At 65.6% G+C, this 18,485-nt stretch carries 14 protein-coding genes; 6 read left to right on the top strand and 8 right to left on the bottom strand.

The window, feature by feature from the left end; translation table 11 throughout:
• Positions 1-85 precede the first annotated feature (85 nt).
• From ACGFSB_RS32095 to ACGFSB_RS32070, 6 genes are all read right to left on the bottom strand, one after another.
• Positions 86-1,426, bottom strand: a complete 1,341-nt coding sequence (locus tag ACGFSB_RS32095) for a condensation domain-containing protein (RefSeq protein ID WP_393406518.1) — start codon at positions 1,424-1,426, stop codon at positions 86-88.
• A gap of 317 nt (positions 1,427-1,743) precedes the next feature.
• Entirely contained in the window at positions 1,744-4,920 is a 3,177-nt protein-coding gene (locus tag ACGFSB_RS32090) for an amino acid adenylation domain-containing protein (RefSeq protein WP_393406515.1), read from the bottom strand.
• Between the two features lie 89 nt (positions 4,921-5,009).
• On the bottom strand, positions 5,010-6,041 hold the full coding sequence (gene gntD, locus ACGFSB_RS32085; RefSeq protein ID WP_393406513.1) for a guanitoxin biosynthesis L-enduracididine beta-hydroxylase GntD: 1,032 nt from the start codon (positions 6,039-6,041) through the stop codon (positions 5,010-5,012).
• Between the two features lie 23 nt (positions 6,042-6,064).
• A complete protein-coding gene (vioD, locus tag ACGFSB_RS32080) occupies positions 6,065-7,183 on the bottom strand; it encodes a capreomycidine synthase (RefSeq protein ID WP_393406511.1) in 1,119 nt (372 codons plus the stop codon).
• On the bottom strand, positions 7,173-7,841 hold the full coding sequence (locus ACGFSB_RS32075) for a transposase (protein WP_393406509.1): 669 nt from the start codon (positions 7,839-7,841) through the stop codon (positions 7,173-7,175). The genes vioD and ACGFSB_RS32075 overlap by 11 nt, the downstream gene beginning before the upstream one ends.
• 132 nt (positions 7,842-7,973) lie before the next feature.
• Positions 7,974-9,185: a cytochrome P450 gene (locus ACGFSB_RS32070; RefSeq protein WP_393406507.1), complete on the bottom strand. Its 1,212-nt coding sequence runs from the start codon at positions 9,183-9,185 to the stop codon at positions 7,974-7,976.
• A gap of 791 nt (positions 9,186-9,976) precedes the next feature.
• Between ACGFSB_RS32070 and ACGFSB_RS32065 the strand changes: the two genes are divergently transcribed.
• The 4 genes from ACGFSB_RS32065 (at position 9,977) to ACGFSB_RS32050 (ending at position 16,484) form a co-directional block, all read left to right on the top strand.
• Positions 9,977-11,869 (top strand): amino acid adenylation domain-containing protein, encoded by a 1,893-nt coding sequence (locus ACGFSB_RS32065; RefSeq protein WP_393406505.1) that lies wholly within the window; start codon positions 9,977-9,979, stop codon positions 11,867-11,869.
• 492 nt (positions 11,870-12,361) lie between these two features.
• Positions 12,362-12,598, top strand: a complete 237-nt coding sequence (locus ACGFSB_RS32060) for a hypothetical protein (RefSeq protein ID WP_393406503.1) — start codon at positions 12,362-12,364, stop codon at positions 12,596-12,598.
• Complete coding sequence (locus ACGFSB_RS32055; protein WP_393406500.1) at positions 12,595-15,984, top strand: thioester reductase domain-containing protein; 3,390 nt, start codon at positions 12,595-12,597, stop codon at positions 15,982-15,984. Before ACGFSB_RS32060 ends, ACGFSB_RS32055 begins: the two co-directional genes overlap by 4 nt.
• 140 nt (positions 15,985-16,124) lie before the next feature.
• Positions 16,125-16,484 (top strand): hypothetical protein, encoded by a 360-nt coding sequence (locus tag ACGFSB_RS32050; protein ID WP_393406498.1) that lies wholly within the window; start codon positions 16,125-16,127, stop codon positions 16,482-16,484.
• A gap of 55 nt (positions 16,485-16,539) precedes the next feature.
• On the opposite strand, the gene ACGFSB_RS32045 is transcribed toward ACGFSB_RS32050, so the two are convergent.
• A complete protein-coding gene (locus ACGFSB_RS32045; protein WP_393406496.1) occupies positions 16,540-16,665 on the bottom strand; it encodes a hypothetical protein in 126 nt (41 codons plus the stop codon).
• 13 nt (positions 16,666-16,678) lie between these two features.
• Between ACGFSB_RS32045 and ACGFSB_RS32040 the strand changes: the two genes are divergently transcribed.
• The gene (locus ACGFSB_RS32040; protein ID WP_393406494.1) at positions 16,679-16,822 is read left to right on the top strand and encodes a hypothetical protein; all 144 of its coding nucleotides are present in this window, start codon (positions 16,679-16,681) and stop codon (positions 16,820-16,822) included.
• 72 nt (positions 16,823-16,894) lie between these two features.
• Here the strand turns inward: ACGFSB_RS32040 and ACGFSB_RS32035 are convergent, their stop codons facing one another.
• The gene (locus tag ACGFSB_RS32035) at positions 16,895-18,127 is read right to left on the bottom strand and encodes a cytochrome P450 (protein WP_393406492.1); all 1,233 of its coding nucleotides are present in this window, start codon (positions 18,125-18,127) and stop codon (positions 16,895-16,897) included.
• 177 nt (positions 18,128-18,304) lie between these two features.
• Between ACGFSB_RS32035 and ACGFSB_RS32030 the strand changes: the two genes are divergently transcribed.
• A complete protein-coding gene (locus tag ACGFSB_RS32030) occupies positions 18,305-18,454 on the top strand; it encodes a hypothetical protein (protein WP_393406490.1) in 150 nt (49 codons plus the stop codon).
• The last annotated feature ends 31 nt before the right edge of the window (positions 18,455-18,485 follow it).

Raw genomic sequence — 18,485 nt, 5'->3', positions numbered from 1 at the left:
TAAGTTGTCATCATTCGTCAGCGGCCGCTCAACTCGATATGCGTGCCGAATTCATGGGCAATAGGGAACTTTGGTAATAGGGAACTTATGCAACCCGCAGCACGTCGACTGTGCTGATCGGCGCATCCGGGTCCGCGGCAAGAGCGGCCAGCGCCCGCCGGTAACCGTCGGCCACGTGCTGTGCGGTCTCCCGTTCGAACATGTCGAGCTGGTACTCCAGGAACGCATCCATACCAGCCGGCTCCTTGTCCGGGCCGAATTTCTCCCGCAGGCTCAACGCCAAGTCGAACATGGAGCTGCCGCCGTCGATGTCCAAAGGCACGTCGGTCAATCCGTCGAACTTGAGCCCGGCGTCGGCGTTGTTCTCCAGGGTGAACATGGCCTGGAAAAGCGGGTGACGGGTCCGCGAGCGGGCAGGATTGAGTGCCGTGACCAAGCGATCGAAGGGGATGTCCTGGTTTTCGTAGGCATCAAGGGCGACGGCCTGGACCCGTTTGACCAGGTCTCGCAGACTCGGGTCGCCGGAGACGTCAACGCGGAACACGAGCATATTGACGAAGTACCCGACGAGATCGGTTAGCGCATCATCCATGCGGCCGGCCACGGGTGAGCCGATCGGAATGTCGGTGCCCGCACCGAGCTTGCTCAGCAGCGCCGCAAACCCGGCCTGCAATGCCATGAACATTGTCGCGTTTTGGGTGCGGGCGACTTCGGCCAGTGCCGTATGCAGCTCGGCGTCGAGGGTGAACTCGATCGTGCCCCCGGCGAAGTCGGACATCGGTCGACGCGGGTGATCCACCGGCAACCGCAGTTCCTGGGGTATGCCGTCGAGCACCGAACGCCAGTGCGCGAGCTGTCTCGACGCCAGGCTGTCCGGGTCCTCCTCGCGGCCCAGCAACCGCCTCTGCCAGAGTGTGTAGTCGGCGTACTGGACAGGCAGCGGCGGCATATTCGGCTCGGCACCACGGCGCCGCGCCGCGTAGGCTCGGGCGAGGTCTCGGGTGAGCGGCCCCAACGACCAGCCATCGCTGACGATGTGGTGGATCGACAGAAGCAGCACGTGCTCCTGCGGCCCTAGTGCGAACAGCCATGCCCGAAGGGGCAGGTCGCGCACAAGGTCGAACGGGCGTTCCGAGGCCTCGTGCATCGCCTCATGCACCTCTTCCTCGGCAAGCTCCTGGTACTCCAGCCTCACCGCGCATTCCGAGATATCCAGGACAACCTGGTGCGGCTCGCCCTGACCGTCCCGGATTACCGTGCGAAGCGATTCATGTCGCTGCACGACGTCTCGCAATGCCTCCTCCAGGGCTGTGCTGTCCAGCTGCCCCGTCAGCCGCGAAGCGAGCTGCATGGTGTACATCGAGCTGCCCGGATTCATCTGATGGATGAACCACAGTCCGAGCTGCCCAAACGACAGAGGGATCATGACTGGTCCCAAATAATGTTGGCGGTACGGGAGGATCGGATGTGGCTGATGGCGCTTTGCCGTTGATGGCTCAGGAGGAAGGATCGCCCGGTCCTCCGGGGCGCTCCGACGGCTGATTGAGTGCCACGGGCATCGGAAGCCTCGGCGGGGTGTTCCTCGGGGCAGGGACCGACGCCCGTGATATCGGGGTCATCGCCGAGCCGTACGAGACTGCGCCGACCACGATGAGGTAAACGGCTTGACACAATCATTAAGATCCCTAGTGCTCTCTGCGGGCCCATCCGGCCACGCGGAAGTCATCCGGCGCCCGCCGTGGGTCAGCGGACCATCGGGAGGAGTGCCGGCCGGGTGATGACGGCGATCTGACCAGAGTCGATCTGCGCCGCGAGCAACGCCGCGGTAGGCGCCTGGAACAGGGCCTTGATACCGATCTCTACACCCATGACACTGCGGATCCGGCTCAGCAGACGCACCGCGTGCAGGGACTGGCCACCGAGTTCGAAGAAGCTCTCGTCCACGCCGACTGCAGCGAGGTCCAGCACCTCGCTGATCAGCTTGCACAGTTGCTGCTCGCGCGCGGTGCCCGGGCTGCGATCGGTGACAGATGAACGATCATCCAGAGCAGGCAGGTTACGCCGGTCCACCTTGCCGTTCGTGGTCAACGGCAGGTTCTGCAAGCGCACCACGGCAGACGGGAGCATGTAACCGGGCAACTGTGACGCGGCGTGGGCGAGGATCTCCTCGTTGGGCGCCTGGGCCACTACGTAGGCGACGACTTGCCGCAGCCCCGGCCTGTCTTCGCGTACCACCACGGCGGTCTGTTCCACACCTGGGTGCGCTGCGATCACGTTCTCGATCTCGCCGAGCTCGATCCGGAAGCCGTTCATCTTGACCTGGTCGTCCCGGCGCCCGACGAACTCAAGATTCCCGTCGCTACGCCAGCGGGCCCGATCTCCGGTGCGATACATCCGCCCCCCGGCCGGACCGAAGGGACAGGCAACGAAGCTGGCCGCGGTGAGGTCGGGTCGGCTGAGATATCCGCGGGCCAGCCCAGCGCCGCCAAGGTACAGCTCGCCCGCCACGCCCACCGGCAGCGGCCGCAAGCCCTCGTCCAGGACGAAGATCTGGGTGCCGGCGATCGGCCGGCCGATGGGTGGCGGTTCGTTCCCCTCGTTCCCCGTCAGCGGGCCGATCAGCGTTGCGCACACCGTGGCCTCGGTAGGCCCGTAAGCGTTGAACATACTGCGACGCCCGGACCAGCGTGCGGCGAGGTCGGCGGTCAGACTTTCCCCGGCAACCACGATGGTCAGGTCCGCGGGCAGCTCCTCGTCGGGGGAAAGCGAGGCGAGTACCGAGGGCGGCAGGGTTACGTGCGTCACGGTCTCTCGGACAAGCACTGCTTCGAACGAACCCCCGACGAAGTCGTGAAGACCCGGGACAAACACCGCCGTAGCGCCGCTGAGCAGGGCCATGCAGAGCTCCGAGACGGAGGCGTCGAAACTTGGACTGGCGAATTGCAGGACCCTGCTGTCGGACCGTACGCCGAATGCCTCGATCTGCGCGCCGGAGAGCCCAGCGAGGCCCTCGTGCGTGACCGTCACGCCCTTCGGTGTCCCGGTCGAACCGGAGGTGTAAATGACGTATGCCGGGTGCGCGAGGGTGAGTTGGTGCGACCGCTGTGCGTCGGAGAGGTTCGATGCGTCCGCGCCCGCGTCGCGCCCGGTCTGCTGTTCGTCGAGGACCAGGATCGGCGTCGTCCAGGGCTGGGCCGTGGCGCCAGCGGCATCGGTCAGCAGCAGGGCGGGACGCGCGTCGCCGACGATGTACTCGATTCGCTTGGTCGGATAGGCCGGGTCGAGCGGTAGGAACGCGGCACCCGCCTTGCTGATCGCGAGGATGGCCAGAACGAGGAGCGGGCCGCTGGGCAACGCAACCCCCACCAGCTTCTCGGGTCCCATTCCGCGGGCAATCAGAGCTCTGGCAAGCCGGTTGGCCCGCTCGTTGAGTTGTCGGTAGCTCCACCGCGATTCGCCGCAGGAGACCGCGCATGCGTCGGGGCGCCGCGCGACCTGGGCCTCGAAGAGCGAGGGGAGGACGACGGGATCGTATGACGCGCCGTCTCCGCTCTGCTGCGTTACCAGCAGAGCGTGCTCCTCCTTTGAGGCCAGTGGAATCTCGCACAGCGGTCGGTTCGGCGAGCGGACCGCGTTGGCGAGGAAGGTGGTGTAGTGCGTTGCGATGCGGCGGATCGTCTCCGGCGCGAACAGGTCGGTCGCGTACTCGATTTCCGCTTCGAGTCGGCCGTCCCGCTCAACGACCTCGATACTCAGGTCAAGTTTGCTGGCAGTGCGCGGTGGCGGTGCGGCGCCCTCGATCGTCAGTCCCGCGACGTGTATGGACTCCTCCGCCTCGTCGTAGATGAACGCCGTCTGGAACAGCGGATTGCGGCTCGGGTCGCGTGGCGGACGAAGTCGCTCGATGACCTTCTCGATCGGCGCTTCCTGATTGGCGAGACCCTCGATGGAATCCCGGCGTGTCTGGTTGACCAGGCCGTGGAAGGTCTGATCTCGCTCTGGGCGTACCCGGAGGGCCAGGACATTGACGAACATGCCGATCATTTCCTCGGTGCCCGGCTCGGTCCGACCGGCCATGGGGGTGCCCACCAGCAGGTCCTCCTGGCCTGCGTAGCGGCCGAGAACGGCAGCCCAGCCAGCGAGCATCACCACGTAGGGGGTGACGCTCCAGCGGCGGGCCGCCTCCGCGAGTTCGACGCCCAGCGAAGCCGGCAATGTGAAGGAGTGGCTGGCGCCATGGAAGCTCATGCGTGAGGGACGCTGGTAATCGGTGGGCAGTTCAAGTGCGAACGACGCGTCCCTGAGCTGGGTACACCAGTGCTCGACCTGACTGACCAACAGGCCCTCGTCGAGCGAGCGACGTTGAGCGACGGCGTACTGCCCGTAGGCGAAAGGCAGCACGGGGAGCTCGGGTGTGCGGCCCTCGGCCCCCGCGGCAAGAAGTTCGGCAAGCTCCTGGACCAACACGCCGGCCGAGACTCCGTCGAAGATCAGGTGATGTATGTCCACCAGCAGGCGGTGATCCGCGGGACCAAGGCGGTACAAGCCGAACCGCACGAGCGGCCCATGCAAGAGGTCGAACGGAGCTGCCGTCGCGGCGCTCACCCGCTCAGTCATCTCCTGATCCGAGGCCACATCCTGTGGATCGAGTCTTACGGGGCGTGCGGGGACGACGACGAACCGGGGCGAGCCAGACGCGATGGACACCACAGAGTGCAGCACTTCGTGCCGTTCAACGATATGGGTCAGAACCACCTCAAGCAGCCCGGGGTCCAGCTCACCGCGCAGGGCGAACACAACCGGGGTCCCGTAGTGCGAGCCCGCATCGGCGAGCTGCTCGGAGACCCAGATCCGCTCCTGTGCCAGGGAAAGGGGGAAATCCCTGTCAACGCGGCGGTCCTGGCTGTCTTTCGGTTGCATCGCAGAGTCTTGGGTAGTCGACACCGACGTCTCCCAGTCGTTTCCGGGTAGGGTCCGTCCGGCCGCGAGGGCCGAGGCGCTGTAGGTCGTCAATGGATCACTCGCGCGTCGTGGCTGATTCTGCGATCGCGCGACTTCCGCAGGTCGCGCGCCACGTTCAGCCTCTTGAGCCAGCGGTCCGTGCCGTCGAAGCGGGCAGTGAATGGCACCCTGCCGTGCACGATCTTGTAGTTGTCCAGGAAGAGCAGTTCACCCGGTTCGAGCACGTAATCTCGTATGTTGCGATCGACCTCCGCGACGATGGCATTCATTGCGCGGGCGCTGTCCGGGACGGCGTATGCGTCCTCCATGAAGAATGGATCGATGCGTAGATAGGGTGCTTCGCGGTCGCCGGAGAGGATTGCGACTCGGTCGGGCTCGCTGTCCTTGGCCATGATCCATTCAAAGCTGCGCGAGAGCAGCTCGCGTTCGCGCGTCGACATCTCCCGGTTGTCTTCCTCGTGGTGCGGCAGATGCGAGCGGTCGGGCTTGATCGGGTACCGCTCCTGACAGAGCAGGTCCCTGATCTCACCGGTGAGCTCGAGGTCGTCGACCGAGGCGAAGGTCGTTGCCACCCGGTCGTGGTTGCGTAGACAGGCCAGGCCGAGGTAGTCGGCCCGCAGCGGGTGGAAGGCCTCCTCGGTGTGCCAGGTCAGCAGTTCTTCGCTGCCCGAGCCAAGCTGCTCATTTTCGTGACCCTTGATCGGAAAGATGTCGTGCATGATCCGGCCGTCCTGCTGCGTCGCCCAGGCGATGGGGTCGCCCAGCAGGGATGCGCAGAGCATGAAGTACACCTCTGCGGGGAGCGTGGACGCCCGGCCAACGTGGGTACGCCAGTGCTCGGGAGTGGGCCCGACAGCAACGTCGTCAATCCGGAAGCCGCGGATGGACAGCACGCCACCGGAAGCCTCCAGGCGGAACGCGTTCAACTCGGCCCGCAGCCGCTGCGGCAGCTCGTGTGCGTACACCGCGCACTGCCGGACGAACTCCGGGTCACTGACCGAGTGGAACTTCGCCGTGAGCGAAGCGAGTACTTCGTTGACTGTCTTCAACTCAATGTCCGAGAGTTCAATGCTCTGCATGTTCGTCAGGGTTCCTTTCCGCCTCACGATTGGAGACTCGCGGCGAACTCAGCGCCCAAAATGTCCAGGCCTTTGCTTAGTTGGCTGCGATCGCCGCCGAAACCGAGCCGGACGCGGCACGGGTGGTCGAATGCCCGGCCGGGGACGAGCAGTATGTTGCTGGTCTCTCCCAGCCGACGGCAAAGCTCGGTCGTGTCCCGCCACGGGCGCAGTTGCGGGAACGCTGTCACTCCGCCGAGGGGCAGCGGGAGGTCGACACGATCCTCATGCCGCGCGGCCCAGTCGGCCAACAGGCGTCGGTTGGCCTTTGCGTTCTTCAGCCTGGGAGCGATGAAGACGTCTGCACGCTGTACGACGCGCAGCGCTATGTACTCGAGAAGCGGAGAGAGGCTCAGGGTGATGCGGTCGCGCAAGTTGGTCATCGCCCGCAGAAGCCCCGGGTCGGCCATGCACCATCCGAAACGCATACCGGGTAGACCAAAAGCCTTCGAAAAGGTTCCGATCGACACAGTGCGCGGATAGGTCAGTCCGGGGTCCGGCAGCGGTGCGTCATCGTAGACCAGGTCCGTGAAAGCGCCGTCCCACAGGAGATAGGCGCCAACATTGTCAGCAATCTCAAGCAGGCGACGGAAGCCAGCAAGGTCGAGTGTCGCGCCGGTCGGGTTGTGCGGAAAGTTGACCACAATAACCTTTGTGCGCGCAGTGACGAGCTTCGCAAGTTGCTCCACGTCAGGCCGAAATTTGTCCTCCTCGCGCAGCCGCCAGCGCAGAACTTCGCACCCCATGGACTCTGCGACGGATACGTGCGAGTGGTAGGCCGGGTGTAGGGCGACGACTTGGTCACCTGGCTCAAGGAGGGTCTGGAGCGCGACGTAGATAGCCTCGCTGCCGCCGTGCGTAAGCATCACCCTGCGCGCGTCACCGTCTCCCCAGCGCGAGGCGATGGCCTCGCGCAGGTCTTCCCGGCCCAGGCACGGACTGTCCCGGAAAACAATCTCGTCCAAATCACCAGGCTCGATGCCGGCGAGTTTTCGCACCTGTCCGAGCGAGTAGTCAAGAACCCCACTCGACCCGATGTCTATCGCAGCGTCATGATAGTGGTCGCGCATCCAGTCTTCGAGCAATGCCCCATCAAAATTCATCGTTCTCCAGAACCTTATCCACGCGACCCGAGAACCGCGACCCCATACAGAGATCACAAGAGGTAAGTAGATTCATTTCGGCAGAGATGTCGATCTCGCGTTTCTGGTCCAATGACTGTGATTCCTCAAACTCCCAGATCGAGGGTGTGAGGTCTTCTGTGGAGCAATGTATGTCCTCTCCGATATGGGCAGTTGACAGATATTGCCCGCTGCGGGATCTACGTTGCTGCCCATGCGTCGATGAGTCGGGTGCTCCATCTGCCGATAACCGACATCGAGGAAGAAGAGGGCTTCCGTAGCGTGGTGAGCGGCACGTCTTGCCGTACCGGCCCAGCCGCTGCCGGCCCACGTGCGCGGTGGCCGTGCCGTCCTTGCGGTCCCCGGAGTCGTCGATCACGATGACCCCGCCGTCGTGCGGTGCCGTCGCCGGCTGCTCGCACGGCAGTTCAAGCCGCCGGTCGTTGACCTGCTCGGCCTCCCAGGGCGACTCGGACAAGAGGAACTGCAGCCGCTGCACCCCCGGCATCCCCGCGCCGGCGACCGGATTCAACGAACTACCAAGCGTGCGCCGGCCACAGCGGTCGAGGAGAGCAGGGTGGCTCGCCACCACCATCTCGAAGCAGTCGTCGTCCAGTTGGAAAGTCGCTGTGCGCAGCAACGGTGCCCGGCCGACAACTCGAACGAACGGCGCAACACCGGATGCGCGGCAAGAACGACGGAGAGGGCGCGGAGAAGATGCTCTCTTCTCAGAGGCAGCCCGCAGGTCCTTCGGCCGAGGCGGATGCCGCAGTCAGGCGATTGCCTCAAAAGTGATCGGAAGGGATGCGAGGAAGCGGAAGTTGATGCTTTCGAGCCACTCGGGCTGCGCCACCTCGCACTTCCAGTTGGTGGTCCGACGCAGCAGCGCCCGCAGTGCGACGTCGATCTCGGTGAGAGCTAGTGAGGCGCCCAGGCAGTAGTGGATGCCGTGCCCGAACGACAGGTGATCAGCGGCCTGTCGGGAGACATCCAATATGTCAGGGTCGGTGTAGCGGCGGGGGTCACGATTCCCTGAACCAAGAACCAGGGTCACCGACTGGCCGGCTCGGATCAGGTGCTCACCGAGGTCGATGTCGGCGAGCGCCTTCCGAGTGGTGAACTGGACCGAACTGTCGTATCTCATCAGTTCGTGCGTGGCGGGTGTAATCAGATCAGGATCTCTGCGCAGCCGCTGAGTTTGCTCGTCGTTGTTCAACAGGGCGAGGGCCGCGTTCCCGATCAGATGTGTGGTAGTCGCCTGCCCCGCGTCGATGAGCAGCAGGAGGTTGGCGAAGACTTCGTCCTCGGTGTAGTCGGCTGCCCGGAGTTGGGGACTGATCATTCGGCTAAAGAAGTCGTCGGCCGTGCTGTTTCGGCGAGCGGTGGCAGTGCGGTCGAAGGACTCCCTCAGTGCCTGTATCCGCGCGTTCTGGGAGTCGGACTGGGTAAAGAACTCATGCAACAGCCCCTGCCAGCTCTCCAGGAGGTGGGTGGCGTCGTCGGATACGCCTGCCAGTTTCGCGATGACGCCACGGCTGAGCGGTTCCGAGAAGTCGTGAATGATGTCCATGCGCCCGCTCGGCAGGACCTTGTCGAGCAGTTCGTCGGCCAACTCCTGGACATGAAAGCGTAGTTCCCGGGCGAGGCGGGGAGAAAGGCTCGGCCTGATCAGTCGGCGTAGCCGGGTGTGATGAGGCGGATCATTGAACAGCATCATGTCTGACAGTGTGCGAGCCAGCAGTGCAACATCGCCGCGGGCCTGTTCGGGGAGGCTCTCGTTGAAATCCGATATTCTGGCTACAGAAAGTCGCCTATCCTTCGAGAGATCGAGGATTTCCGGATGGCCGAACACCGCCCAGGTCTGCATCCATTCATCCCACTGCACCGGTGATTTTGTACGTAACTCGGCATAGAATGAGTATGGCTCCGCCGCATGTTCGGGATCGAGCAGGTGAGAAAGATTCGTCGTATGGGGAGTGCGCATGGAATATCCTCCAGCCCACCGCATCGAAGAAGGCGAAACCCGAGGCTTCTAGCGGAGGGTATAGATCGATAGGAGTCGGCCTTCATTTGTAGATCGGGTACCGCAGACACGGTTGTCGTCGTCAGGTATCTACGCAAACTCAGCGGCCGCATATCCGTCCATATCTTCACGATATGGTTGAGGCAGTATTGCTTCTCCCTCGAACTCCGATTCTGTTCCAGCCCGCCGGAACGGCCTAATCAAGCGGCCAGCTGGAGTACTGCTATTCACCGTTCGCAGCGATCAGATATTTTTTGCCTTCTTGCTCGCGCACCGGATCCTCCCTTTACGTCCCGCCGGATTATGAATAGCATACGGGAGTTAAGCGCTGCGCCGGTAATGGAATATCGAGACAGGCTAACAATGTCCGCGAGCTGGCGTCAAGAGTCGCCAGCAAAGCACGGTTGACAGTTATTGCGCTCTGCTGGACACATATTGCGCGCCACCTTACCGGCCCTTCTTGCGGCATTGACGCTGGTGTGAACGGATGCCAGAGTAAATCTTCTCCGGTCTGAGCGGAGTTCAGTGACCGTCCGATGAACGGTATTGCCCATGTTCGCCCGCCACTCCCGCCCGTAGGAATGCAGTCTGCTTTCGGGAGTTGATACCGGTAGTACCTGATCCGTTGGCAACGCCAGCCGGGTTGTGGACTGACCTGCTCGCACGCTGGGGCGGCAAGCCGAAGTCGTCCTTGGCCTGTTGGCACGCCATGAACCGAGCAGCATCAGCCGAGAATTAGTGTGGGAATTTTGATGACCTTGCCAGAACAGAACTTTGTGTCGAACGCTCCACACGAGGAGCTCAGCCCAGTCCATGCAGTCGTGGCCCGGATAGCCAGCAGTGATCCGCTGAGGGTCGCCGTTCGGAGCAGGGGCACCGAGCTGAGCTATGGCGAGCTCGACGCTTGGGCCAGGCGCATCGCAGCGTCTGTCCGTGCGGCAGGTGCGGGCAGAGGCGAGCGAATCGGTGTGCTCGTTGAACCTTCGAACGCGATGATTGCCGCCGTGCTCGGAATCCTGTACGCCGGTGCCGCGTACGTCCCAGCAGACCCGGCCCACCCTGATCAGCGGATCGCTGATGTGTTCGCTGACGCGGGCGTGTCTGCCGTGATCGTCGCAGACGGTACGTCTGGCCGACTGCCCACGCTCCCATGCCCGGTCATTCGAGCGGAGGACGCCCGAGAAGGAGAAGAGACCACGGCGGCGGCAGTCGCGGTGACACCCAATGACGCCGCTTACATCATCTACACCTCGGGCAGCACTGGCGAGCCCAAAGGCGTCCTGGTCGAGCACAGTCAGCTGTCCGCTTCCACTTGGGCACGCCGTGCGGTGTATCCCGGCGCTCCAGTCTTCTTGCTTGTGTCCCCCTTGGCCTTCGATTCCTCGGTTGCCGGGGTGTGGGGGACCTTGACCGCGGGGGGATGCTTAGTCGTAGCTGCACCTGATGAAATCCGCGATCCTGAGCGGCTGGCCCGCCTGGTGGAACGCTGGCAGGTGACCCGGCTGCTCTGTGTGCCGCTCCTCTACAGCGCACTGCTAGACGCGGCGGCACGGCAGGGCACGCGGCTGGATACGCTGGATACGGTGATCGTGGCCGGCGAGTCGCTAGCTGAGGCATTGGTGGAACGCCATTTCGCCTTGCTCGGCCGCACAGTCGCCCTGGTCAATGAGTACGGCCCGACCGAAGCCACTGTATGGGCTAGCTTCCGCCGTTATGAGGCCCCTGGACCGATATCCATCGGCGGGCCGGTGCCTGGTGTCCGCCTATACCTGCTGAATGAGGAGCTGGAGCCGGTCCCACGCGGTGTAAGCGGCGAGTTGTTCATCGGCGGCACAGGGGTATCGCGAGGATACTTCGGCCGCCCTGAAGCGACTGCCCAGGCTTTCATCGGCGACCCTTTCACCGACGTCGAGGGCGCCAAAATGTACCGCACGGGGGACCTCGCCCTGTGGAATGACGATGGTGAGCTGGAATTCCTCGGCCGCCGCGATCAACAAGTTAAGATCCGTGGCCATCGGATAGAGCTCGGCGCAGTCGAGGCTCATCTGCGTACTGCACCAGGGGTCAGCGACGCCGTCGTGGTGACGAACGCGGAGCGGACCCAGCTTGTCGGGTTCGTCCTTTCGCCTCCTGACATTTCTCCAGAACCAATCCGCGAGCATGTGGCCCGCAGGTTGCCGCAAGCCATGGTTCCGAACTGGATTCACGTGCTCGATCGGTTTCCTGTGACTGTCAACGGCAAAATCGACCGAAAACGCCTCAGTACTCTCGCAGAAACCTATCCGGACTCCCAGACAGAGGATATAGCCGCCGCCCCCACGGACGACACGACTGGACGGGTGTCCGCCGCGTGGGCCGAGGTACTGAAGCGGAAAGACGTTCCGATCGAGGTGAATTTCTTCGATCTGGGCGGCCACTCGGTCAAGCTCTTTGAGCTTCAGAACGCCCTTGAGCGAGATACGGGAGTTCGACTCTCGATTGTTGCTCTGTTCTCGCATACCACGGTGGCGGCGCAGGCAACGCTGATCCGTGACGGCGTGCCCTCGGACGATGGTTCGGCTGTGGTCGGGCAAGCGGCATCGGCCAGGCGCTCTCGCGCGCTGCGAGCACGGCGCCAGCGTTTAGAGGGAGGGAAACGGCGGTGACGGTGGAGTTTGATCTGGTTCCGGCGCGACCTCGTGCCTGGCGGTGCCGTCCATCGGGTCTGCCTCTCACAGATTGAAGGCATCGGGCGATCTCGAAGGCAAGATGATGCAGGTCGGTTGGTGAGGTCTCATCGATCCGTTCAGCGCGTCCCGGATAGCGTACGGCCTGGAGTCGGCCGCCGACCTGACTTTCAGAGATCTGGTTCTTCCCTACGTCCGCAGCGATGCCCTGATGTTGGACACCTATGACTTCAGCTTGGAGCCGCAGTTTCACTGCGCCGTTTCCACAATCATCGGCGACGAAGACGAGCAATGCGGACCGCCGACCCTTGCACGAGCTAACCACGGGGGCGTTCTTCGAGCACCTGGTGAGGGGAGAGCATTTCTACCTTCATTCAGAACCTCCGTGCGCTCTGAACCGGAAACTTCTCAACCTCAAGACAACCAGCCGGAAGGACTCGTCTAATGCAGGCCAATAGGGAGAATGGGAAGGTGGACGATACTGCGCTGCCCGATCCCCCCTCCTCGCGCCCCGAGCTGAGCCGGTCGCTCCAGAAACACCCGGAGTACCAGGACCTCATCACCCTGACCGACCTGTTCCGGCACCCGACGATGGCCGCCGTGGCTGCCCATCTCGACCAGACGGCCGAGCAGGAGGCGGCCCGGCGCGGCAGCGACCGCCTGGCCGCCCTGCACAAGCTCCGTTCCAGGAAGGGCACGACGCGATGACGACCGAGGAAACCGCACAGCACGACCTTGAGCAAGCAGTGGCCGTCGTGGGGATGAGCGGACGCTTCCCCGGCGCCCCCGACCTCGACGCCTACTGGGCCAACCTGCGCGACGGCGTCTGCTCGCTGTCCGAGTTCACCGAGAAGGAACTGCTCGCCGACGGGGCGGACCCGGCCGAGCTGCGCAATCCCGCGTTCGTCCCGGTGCAGGGGCATCTGACTGACGCGGATCGCTTCGAGGCCGAGTTCTTCGGCTTCAACCGCACCGAGGCGGCCGCCCTGGACCCGCAGCACCGGGTGCTCCTGGAGACCGCCTGGTCGGCGCTGGAGGACGCCGGGTACGCCCCGCTGAACGCACCGTCCCGCACCGGCGTCTACATGGGCGGCAGCTCGACGGACCACGCGCTGGCCGCCGAGACGGACCCGGCGCTCGCCGCGTCGATCGGCGCGCTCCAGGTGCGTATCCTCACCGACCGCGAGTTCCTGGCGCCCTGGATCTCCTACCGGCTGGGCCTGGACGGGCCGAGCATGATGGTCCAGACGGCCTGCTCGACCTCGCTGACGGCGGTCCATCTCGCCGTCCAGGCCCTGCTGCTCGGCGAGTGCGACACCGCGCTCGCGGGCGGCGTCGCCATCGGCACCACGCGCAAGGAGGGCTACGTCTACTACCAGGGCGGGACCTCCTCCCCCGACGGCCGCTGCCGCCCCTTCGACGAGAAGGCGGCCGGCACGGTGCCGGGCAGCGGGGTGGGCGTGCTGGTGCTGCGGCGGCTGGAGGACGCGCTAGCCGACGGCGACCCGGTGCGCGCGGTGATCCGGGGCACGGCCGTCACCAACGACGGGGCCGGCAAGGTCGGCTTCACCGCTCCGGGCGTGGACCGGCAGACGGCCGCGATCACCGAGGCGTGGACGGCGGCGGGGCTGGAACCGTCGGCGGCGCAGTACCTGGAGGCGCACGGGACCGGGACCGACCTGGGCGACCGGATCGAACTGGAGGCGGCGAGCGCGGCGTTCACCGCCCGAGCCGGCCTCGACGGCGGCGTCGGCATCGCGCTCGGTTCGGTGAAGTCGAACATCGGGCACGCCGACGCGGCGGCCGGTGTGGCGGCGCTGATCAAGACGGTCCTGATGCTGGAGCACGCCACCCTGGCCCCGACGGTGAACGTCACGAGCCCGGTCGCCGCCCTGCAGGACTCGCCGCTGCGGCTGGTGACCGAGACCAGTCACTGGCCGCGCAGGCCGGACCTGCCTCGGCTGGCCGGCGTGACGTCGGTCGGCATGGGCGGCACGAACGTGCACGCGGTGGTGCAGGAGGCACCGGCACGCGAGCGGCGCGCGAAGGCCGACGCCCGCCCGACGGTCCTGCCACTGTCGGCCCGCACCGAGCATCAACTCGCTCTCGCGGCATCGCGGTTGGCGGCACGTCTGCGCGAGGCCGACGCCCCCGCCCTCGCCGATGTCGCGCGCACCCTGCGCACCGGCCGGGTCGGGATGCCCGTGCGTGCCTACGTGGTCGCCGCCGGCGTGCAGGAGGCGTCGGACAAGCTCATGGCACTGGCCGAGGGCCACCCGGATCCGGTGCGGGACCCGTCGGGGGAGGCGTGGTTGCGCGGCGAGGAGGTGACCTGGCCGGCGCTCGACGGCAAGGTGCGCCGGGTACGGCTCCCGTCGTACCCGTTCGCGGGCGAGAGCCACGGTGCCCTGACGCTGCGCGGTCCGGCCACTCAGCCGCCGGCCGATAGGGCGGCGCCCGCACTGGGGAGCGAACTGGAGGTCAGAGTCGCCGAGTTGGTGATCGAGGCGCTGGATCTCGACGGGCCCGCCGGTCTGGAGAAGACGTATCTCGCGGCGGGCGGCGACTCGCTGACGTCCGTGCATCTGGCCGGACGGCTCCGCGACGAGCTGGACATCGACGTACCGATCGAGCTGTTCCTGGAACCGGTCACGCTGAAGAAGATGACGATCCGCATCGTGGAGATGAAGGAAGGCGGCGAGGGTGCCGGGCGCGCTGCTCGCCGAGTTACGGCCGTGCGGCGGCCCACCTTCGCCTCGGTGCACGGCAAGGGCGTGACCGAGGTCCACGCGCAGGACCTCAACCTTGACAAGTTCCTCGACGCACACCTCCTCGCCGACGCCCCCGCGCTGCCCCGTGCCGAGCGGGAGCCGCGCACCGTGCTGCTGACCGGCGCGAACGGCTACCTCGGCCGCTTCCTCGCCCTGGAATGGCTGCGCACCCTGGCGCCGGCCGGCGGCCGGCTGATCGCCCTGGTGCGCGGCAAGGACGCCGCCGCGGCCCGGCAGCGGCTGGACGCGGCCTTCGACAGCGGCGACCCGGAGCTGGTGCGGACGTACGAGGAACTGGCCGCGGTCCATCTCGAGGTCGTGGCGGGTGACATGGCGGAACCGCGGCTCGGCCTGGACGAGGCGGCCTGGGACCGGCTGGCCGACGAGGTCGACCTGATCGTCCACGCCGGTGCACTGGTGAACCACCTCCTGCCGTACCCGCATCTCTTCGAGGCCAACGTCGTCGGCACCGCCGAAATCGTCCGGCTGGCCCTCACCCGCCGGGCGAAGTCGATCACCTACATCTCCAGCGTCGGGGTCGCCGACTCCTGCCGGCCGGCCCTCGACGAGGACACCGACGTCCGCGTCGCCATACCAGCCCTGAACGTCGACGGTGGCTACGCCAGCGGGTACGCGACCAGTAAATGGGCCGGCGAAGTGCTGCTGCGGGAGGCGCACGACCTGTGCGGACTGCCGGTCACGACCATCCGGTCCAGCATGATCCTCGCGCACAGCCGGTACGGCGGACAGCTCAACCTCTCCGATGTGTTCAGCCGCCTCCTGTTCAGCGTGCTCGCCACCGGGGTCGCGCCGCGCAGCTTCTACCGTGCGGACGGCGAACGCGCCCACTACGACGGCCTGCCGGTCGACTTCACCGCCGCCGCCGTGGTGGCGCTGGAGGGCCACGGCACCTCTGAAGTCCCTTCCGGATACCGGACGTTCAGCCTCGTGAACCCCAACGACGACGGCGTCTCCCTCGACGCCATGGTCGACTGGCTCGCCCAGGACGGCCACGCCATCGAGCGGGTGGACGACTACGCCGAGTGGTACCTGCGGTTCGAGGCGGCGATGCGCGCCCTGCCCGAGGCACAGCGGCAGTACGCGGCGCTGCCCATCCGGCACGGCTTCAAGGAGCCCGAGGACCCGGTACCCGGATCCGTCATCCCCTCCGACCGGTTCCGCGCCGCCATCCGGGCCGGCGTGATCGCCGGGCACGGGGACATCCCGAGCGTCACGCGCGACCTCGTCGCCAAGTACGCCCGGGACCTGAAGAACCTGATGACAGCGGGGCGCCCCATGGACGGCGGCCACGTCAACCACTGACGTGCCGCCCGGGACGCGGGGCCGGGGTCATCCCCCGTCCCCGGCTCCGCGTCCCGCAGTACAGCCCCCGGGACGGTCGGAAGTGCTTGGTGCCGTGTCAGGAGCGTGCGATCCGTACGCGTGAAGCCATCCTGGAAGCCATGGCGCGCCTGTTCATCGAGGTCGGGTACGAAGCCGCCACCATCGCCGCACTCGCCGAACGGACCGGGCTGAGGGGCTCGTTCCGCAGACGCACAAGCTCCAGGAATGGGTCGACCTCGGGCAGCACGCGCTGGCCGGACTGGATCAGCCTGTTCGAGGACCTGCTCGTAGAGGCCGAGGAGCGCGGCGAGCTGCTGCCGCACACGGTCCACGCGGAGATCGCACGGCTGGTCGTGGGTGCCTGGACCGGAGTGCAACTGGTGACAGGCGCGGCCGGAGAGCCCGGTCCTGCCCGAGGAGACAGCGCGGCTCTACCAGTTGATCCTGCCGAACGTCGCCACCATCGGCGTCCTCGCTGAGCGGGACACCTCCCCTACCGCGCGAAACGCCTGCACGACTCCACGCCCTGAACGCTCAGTCGGAGCTGACCTCCACTGTCAAGGTCGCCTTGTAGCCGTCGGACACCCTGTCACCCAGTGCCGTCAGGGTGAGCAGACCGGAGGACGCGGCTGAGTCGTCGTAGATGCCGTCGTCCTCCAACTGAGTCTCTGGCGTGGTGTTTTCGGAGTACGGCGAGGTCGCCTGGACAGCAAGTCAACAGCTCCGCAGTCAGTTGCTGCAGCACCTGGTGGAGATGGCCGGGGTGCTGCTCGCCGGCCGGGGTGGCGCCCGGCTGCTGCAGATCCTGAAGGGCTGAACAGTGCCTTCGCGACGGAGATCCCGATCGTCGACTTCCTGGCCGACTCCTCGGTCATGAACGACGCCCGGCTTATCGGCCGGGCGTGAACCGTATCGGCAGAGCCTTGATCCCGTATACGGGGGTCAGATCCGGAAACCATTCGATCGCCGCGTCATCGGCGACGGTGTAGTCCGGTATCCGGTCGAACACCTCCTCCAGCATCGCCGTGAACATCTCTCGCACCATGGCCGCGCCCACGCAATAGTGCTGGCCGGCACCGAAAGCGAGGTGGCGGCCGGCGTCGCGGTTCAGGTCGATCCGGTCCGAGTGCGGGAAGACGGAATCGTCGCGGTTCGCAGCGGCCCACCCGAGCAGCACCTGCTCGCCCCGGCTGATGCGCTGCCCGCCGAGTTCGACGTCCCCGGCGGCAATCCGGCCCGTGCTTTGAACGGGCGAGACCCACCGCAGGAACTCGTCCACGGCGGTGCGGATCATCGAGCGGTCGGACATCAGCCGGGACCGCAGCTCGGGTTGCTGGGCGAGGGTACGGAGCGCGATCGCCGTCAGGCTTGACGTCGGATGGATGCCGAGCAGCAGCAAATACATCATCGAGACGATGTCATCGTCCGGTACCGGTGCTCCGTTCACCTCACGGGTGGCCAGGTGCCCGAGCAGCCCCCGCTTGTCGCCGTCCCGTTGCGCGTCGAGTGCTTCCACCAGCTCCAGGCAGATCAGTTGCGCGCATTCGCGGGCTGTCGACGGATCGTGCGGAGCGGCGAAAAGCGCCCGGTAGAGCAAGGAGTCGATGTCGAACCACCGCTCCTCCGGCAGCCCGATGTCCCGCATGGTCAGAATACTGGGCAGCTTCTCGGTCATCGCCAGAACGACGTCACACTCGCCGCGCTCGATCACCTCGTCGATACAAGCTGCCGCCAACTGCCGGACCTCGCCGGCGCGCGCGGCGACCCGATTCGGGGAATAGAACACGGAGATCAGCTTGCGGTACTTCAGGCACTCCGGCGAGTCGAGTTCCAGCGGTATCATCCGGTTGCTCTGCCCGAGTGAGGGAATGGTCACACCCTGCACCGTACCGTCCGCCCTGTCCTGCGCGGTTTGGAAGGTCCGGGCATCGCGGGCCGCCGAGGAGACCTCACGGTGGCCGGTCGCGACCCAATACCCGTCCCAGGCGCGGCTCCACTGCACCGGGCAGGATTCGCGGAGTTTCACATAGGTCGGAAACGGATCCACCGCTATCGCCGGGTCATGGCTGTCATAGTCGAACCCTGCTCGCATGTCCACCAAGGAAATCACCTTCGCTGTCACGGAGTTTGCTCGGCATCGCGCTCCGTGACCTTAACAGCCGAATCGACGACGGCAGATGACGCAGCAATATCTATCGAGAATCGGGCAACGATCGACAACAGCCCATTCTGGGTCTTCGAATTTAGCCTCGACTCTTCGGTGGGGTTTGGTCGTTAAGGGCTTGCCGGGAAACAAGTCGTGGCTTCCGGCTGTGGAACTATTTGTTCTGGGTGGGATCAGGACGGCCGCGCGTACTACCCGCTGCACGCACAGCCGTACACGCCCGCCCACCACTTCGCCCGCGACCGGTCCGACCCGGCCTTCCGCACCGAGCCGCAACTTGTCTAGCGGGTGCGCGTGAGTGGGGATGCCCTGCTGC

This window comes from Streptomyces sp. NPDC048441 (genome assembly GCF_043200235.1).
GTDB lineage: Bacteria > Actinomycetota > Actinomycetes > Streptomycetales > Streptomycetaceae > Streptomyces.
This window is presented reverse-complemented; position numbering and strand designations above follow the sequence as displayed.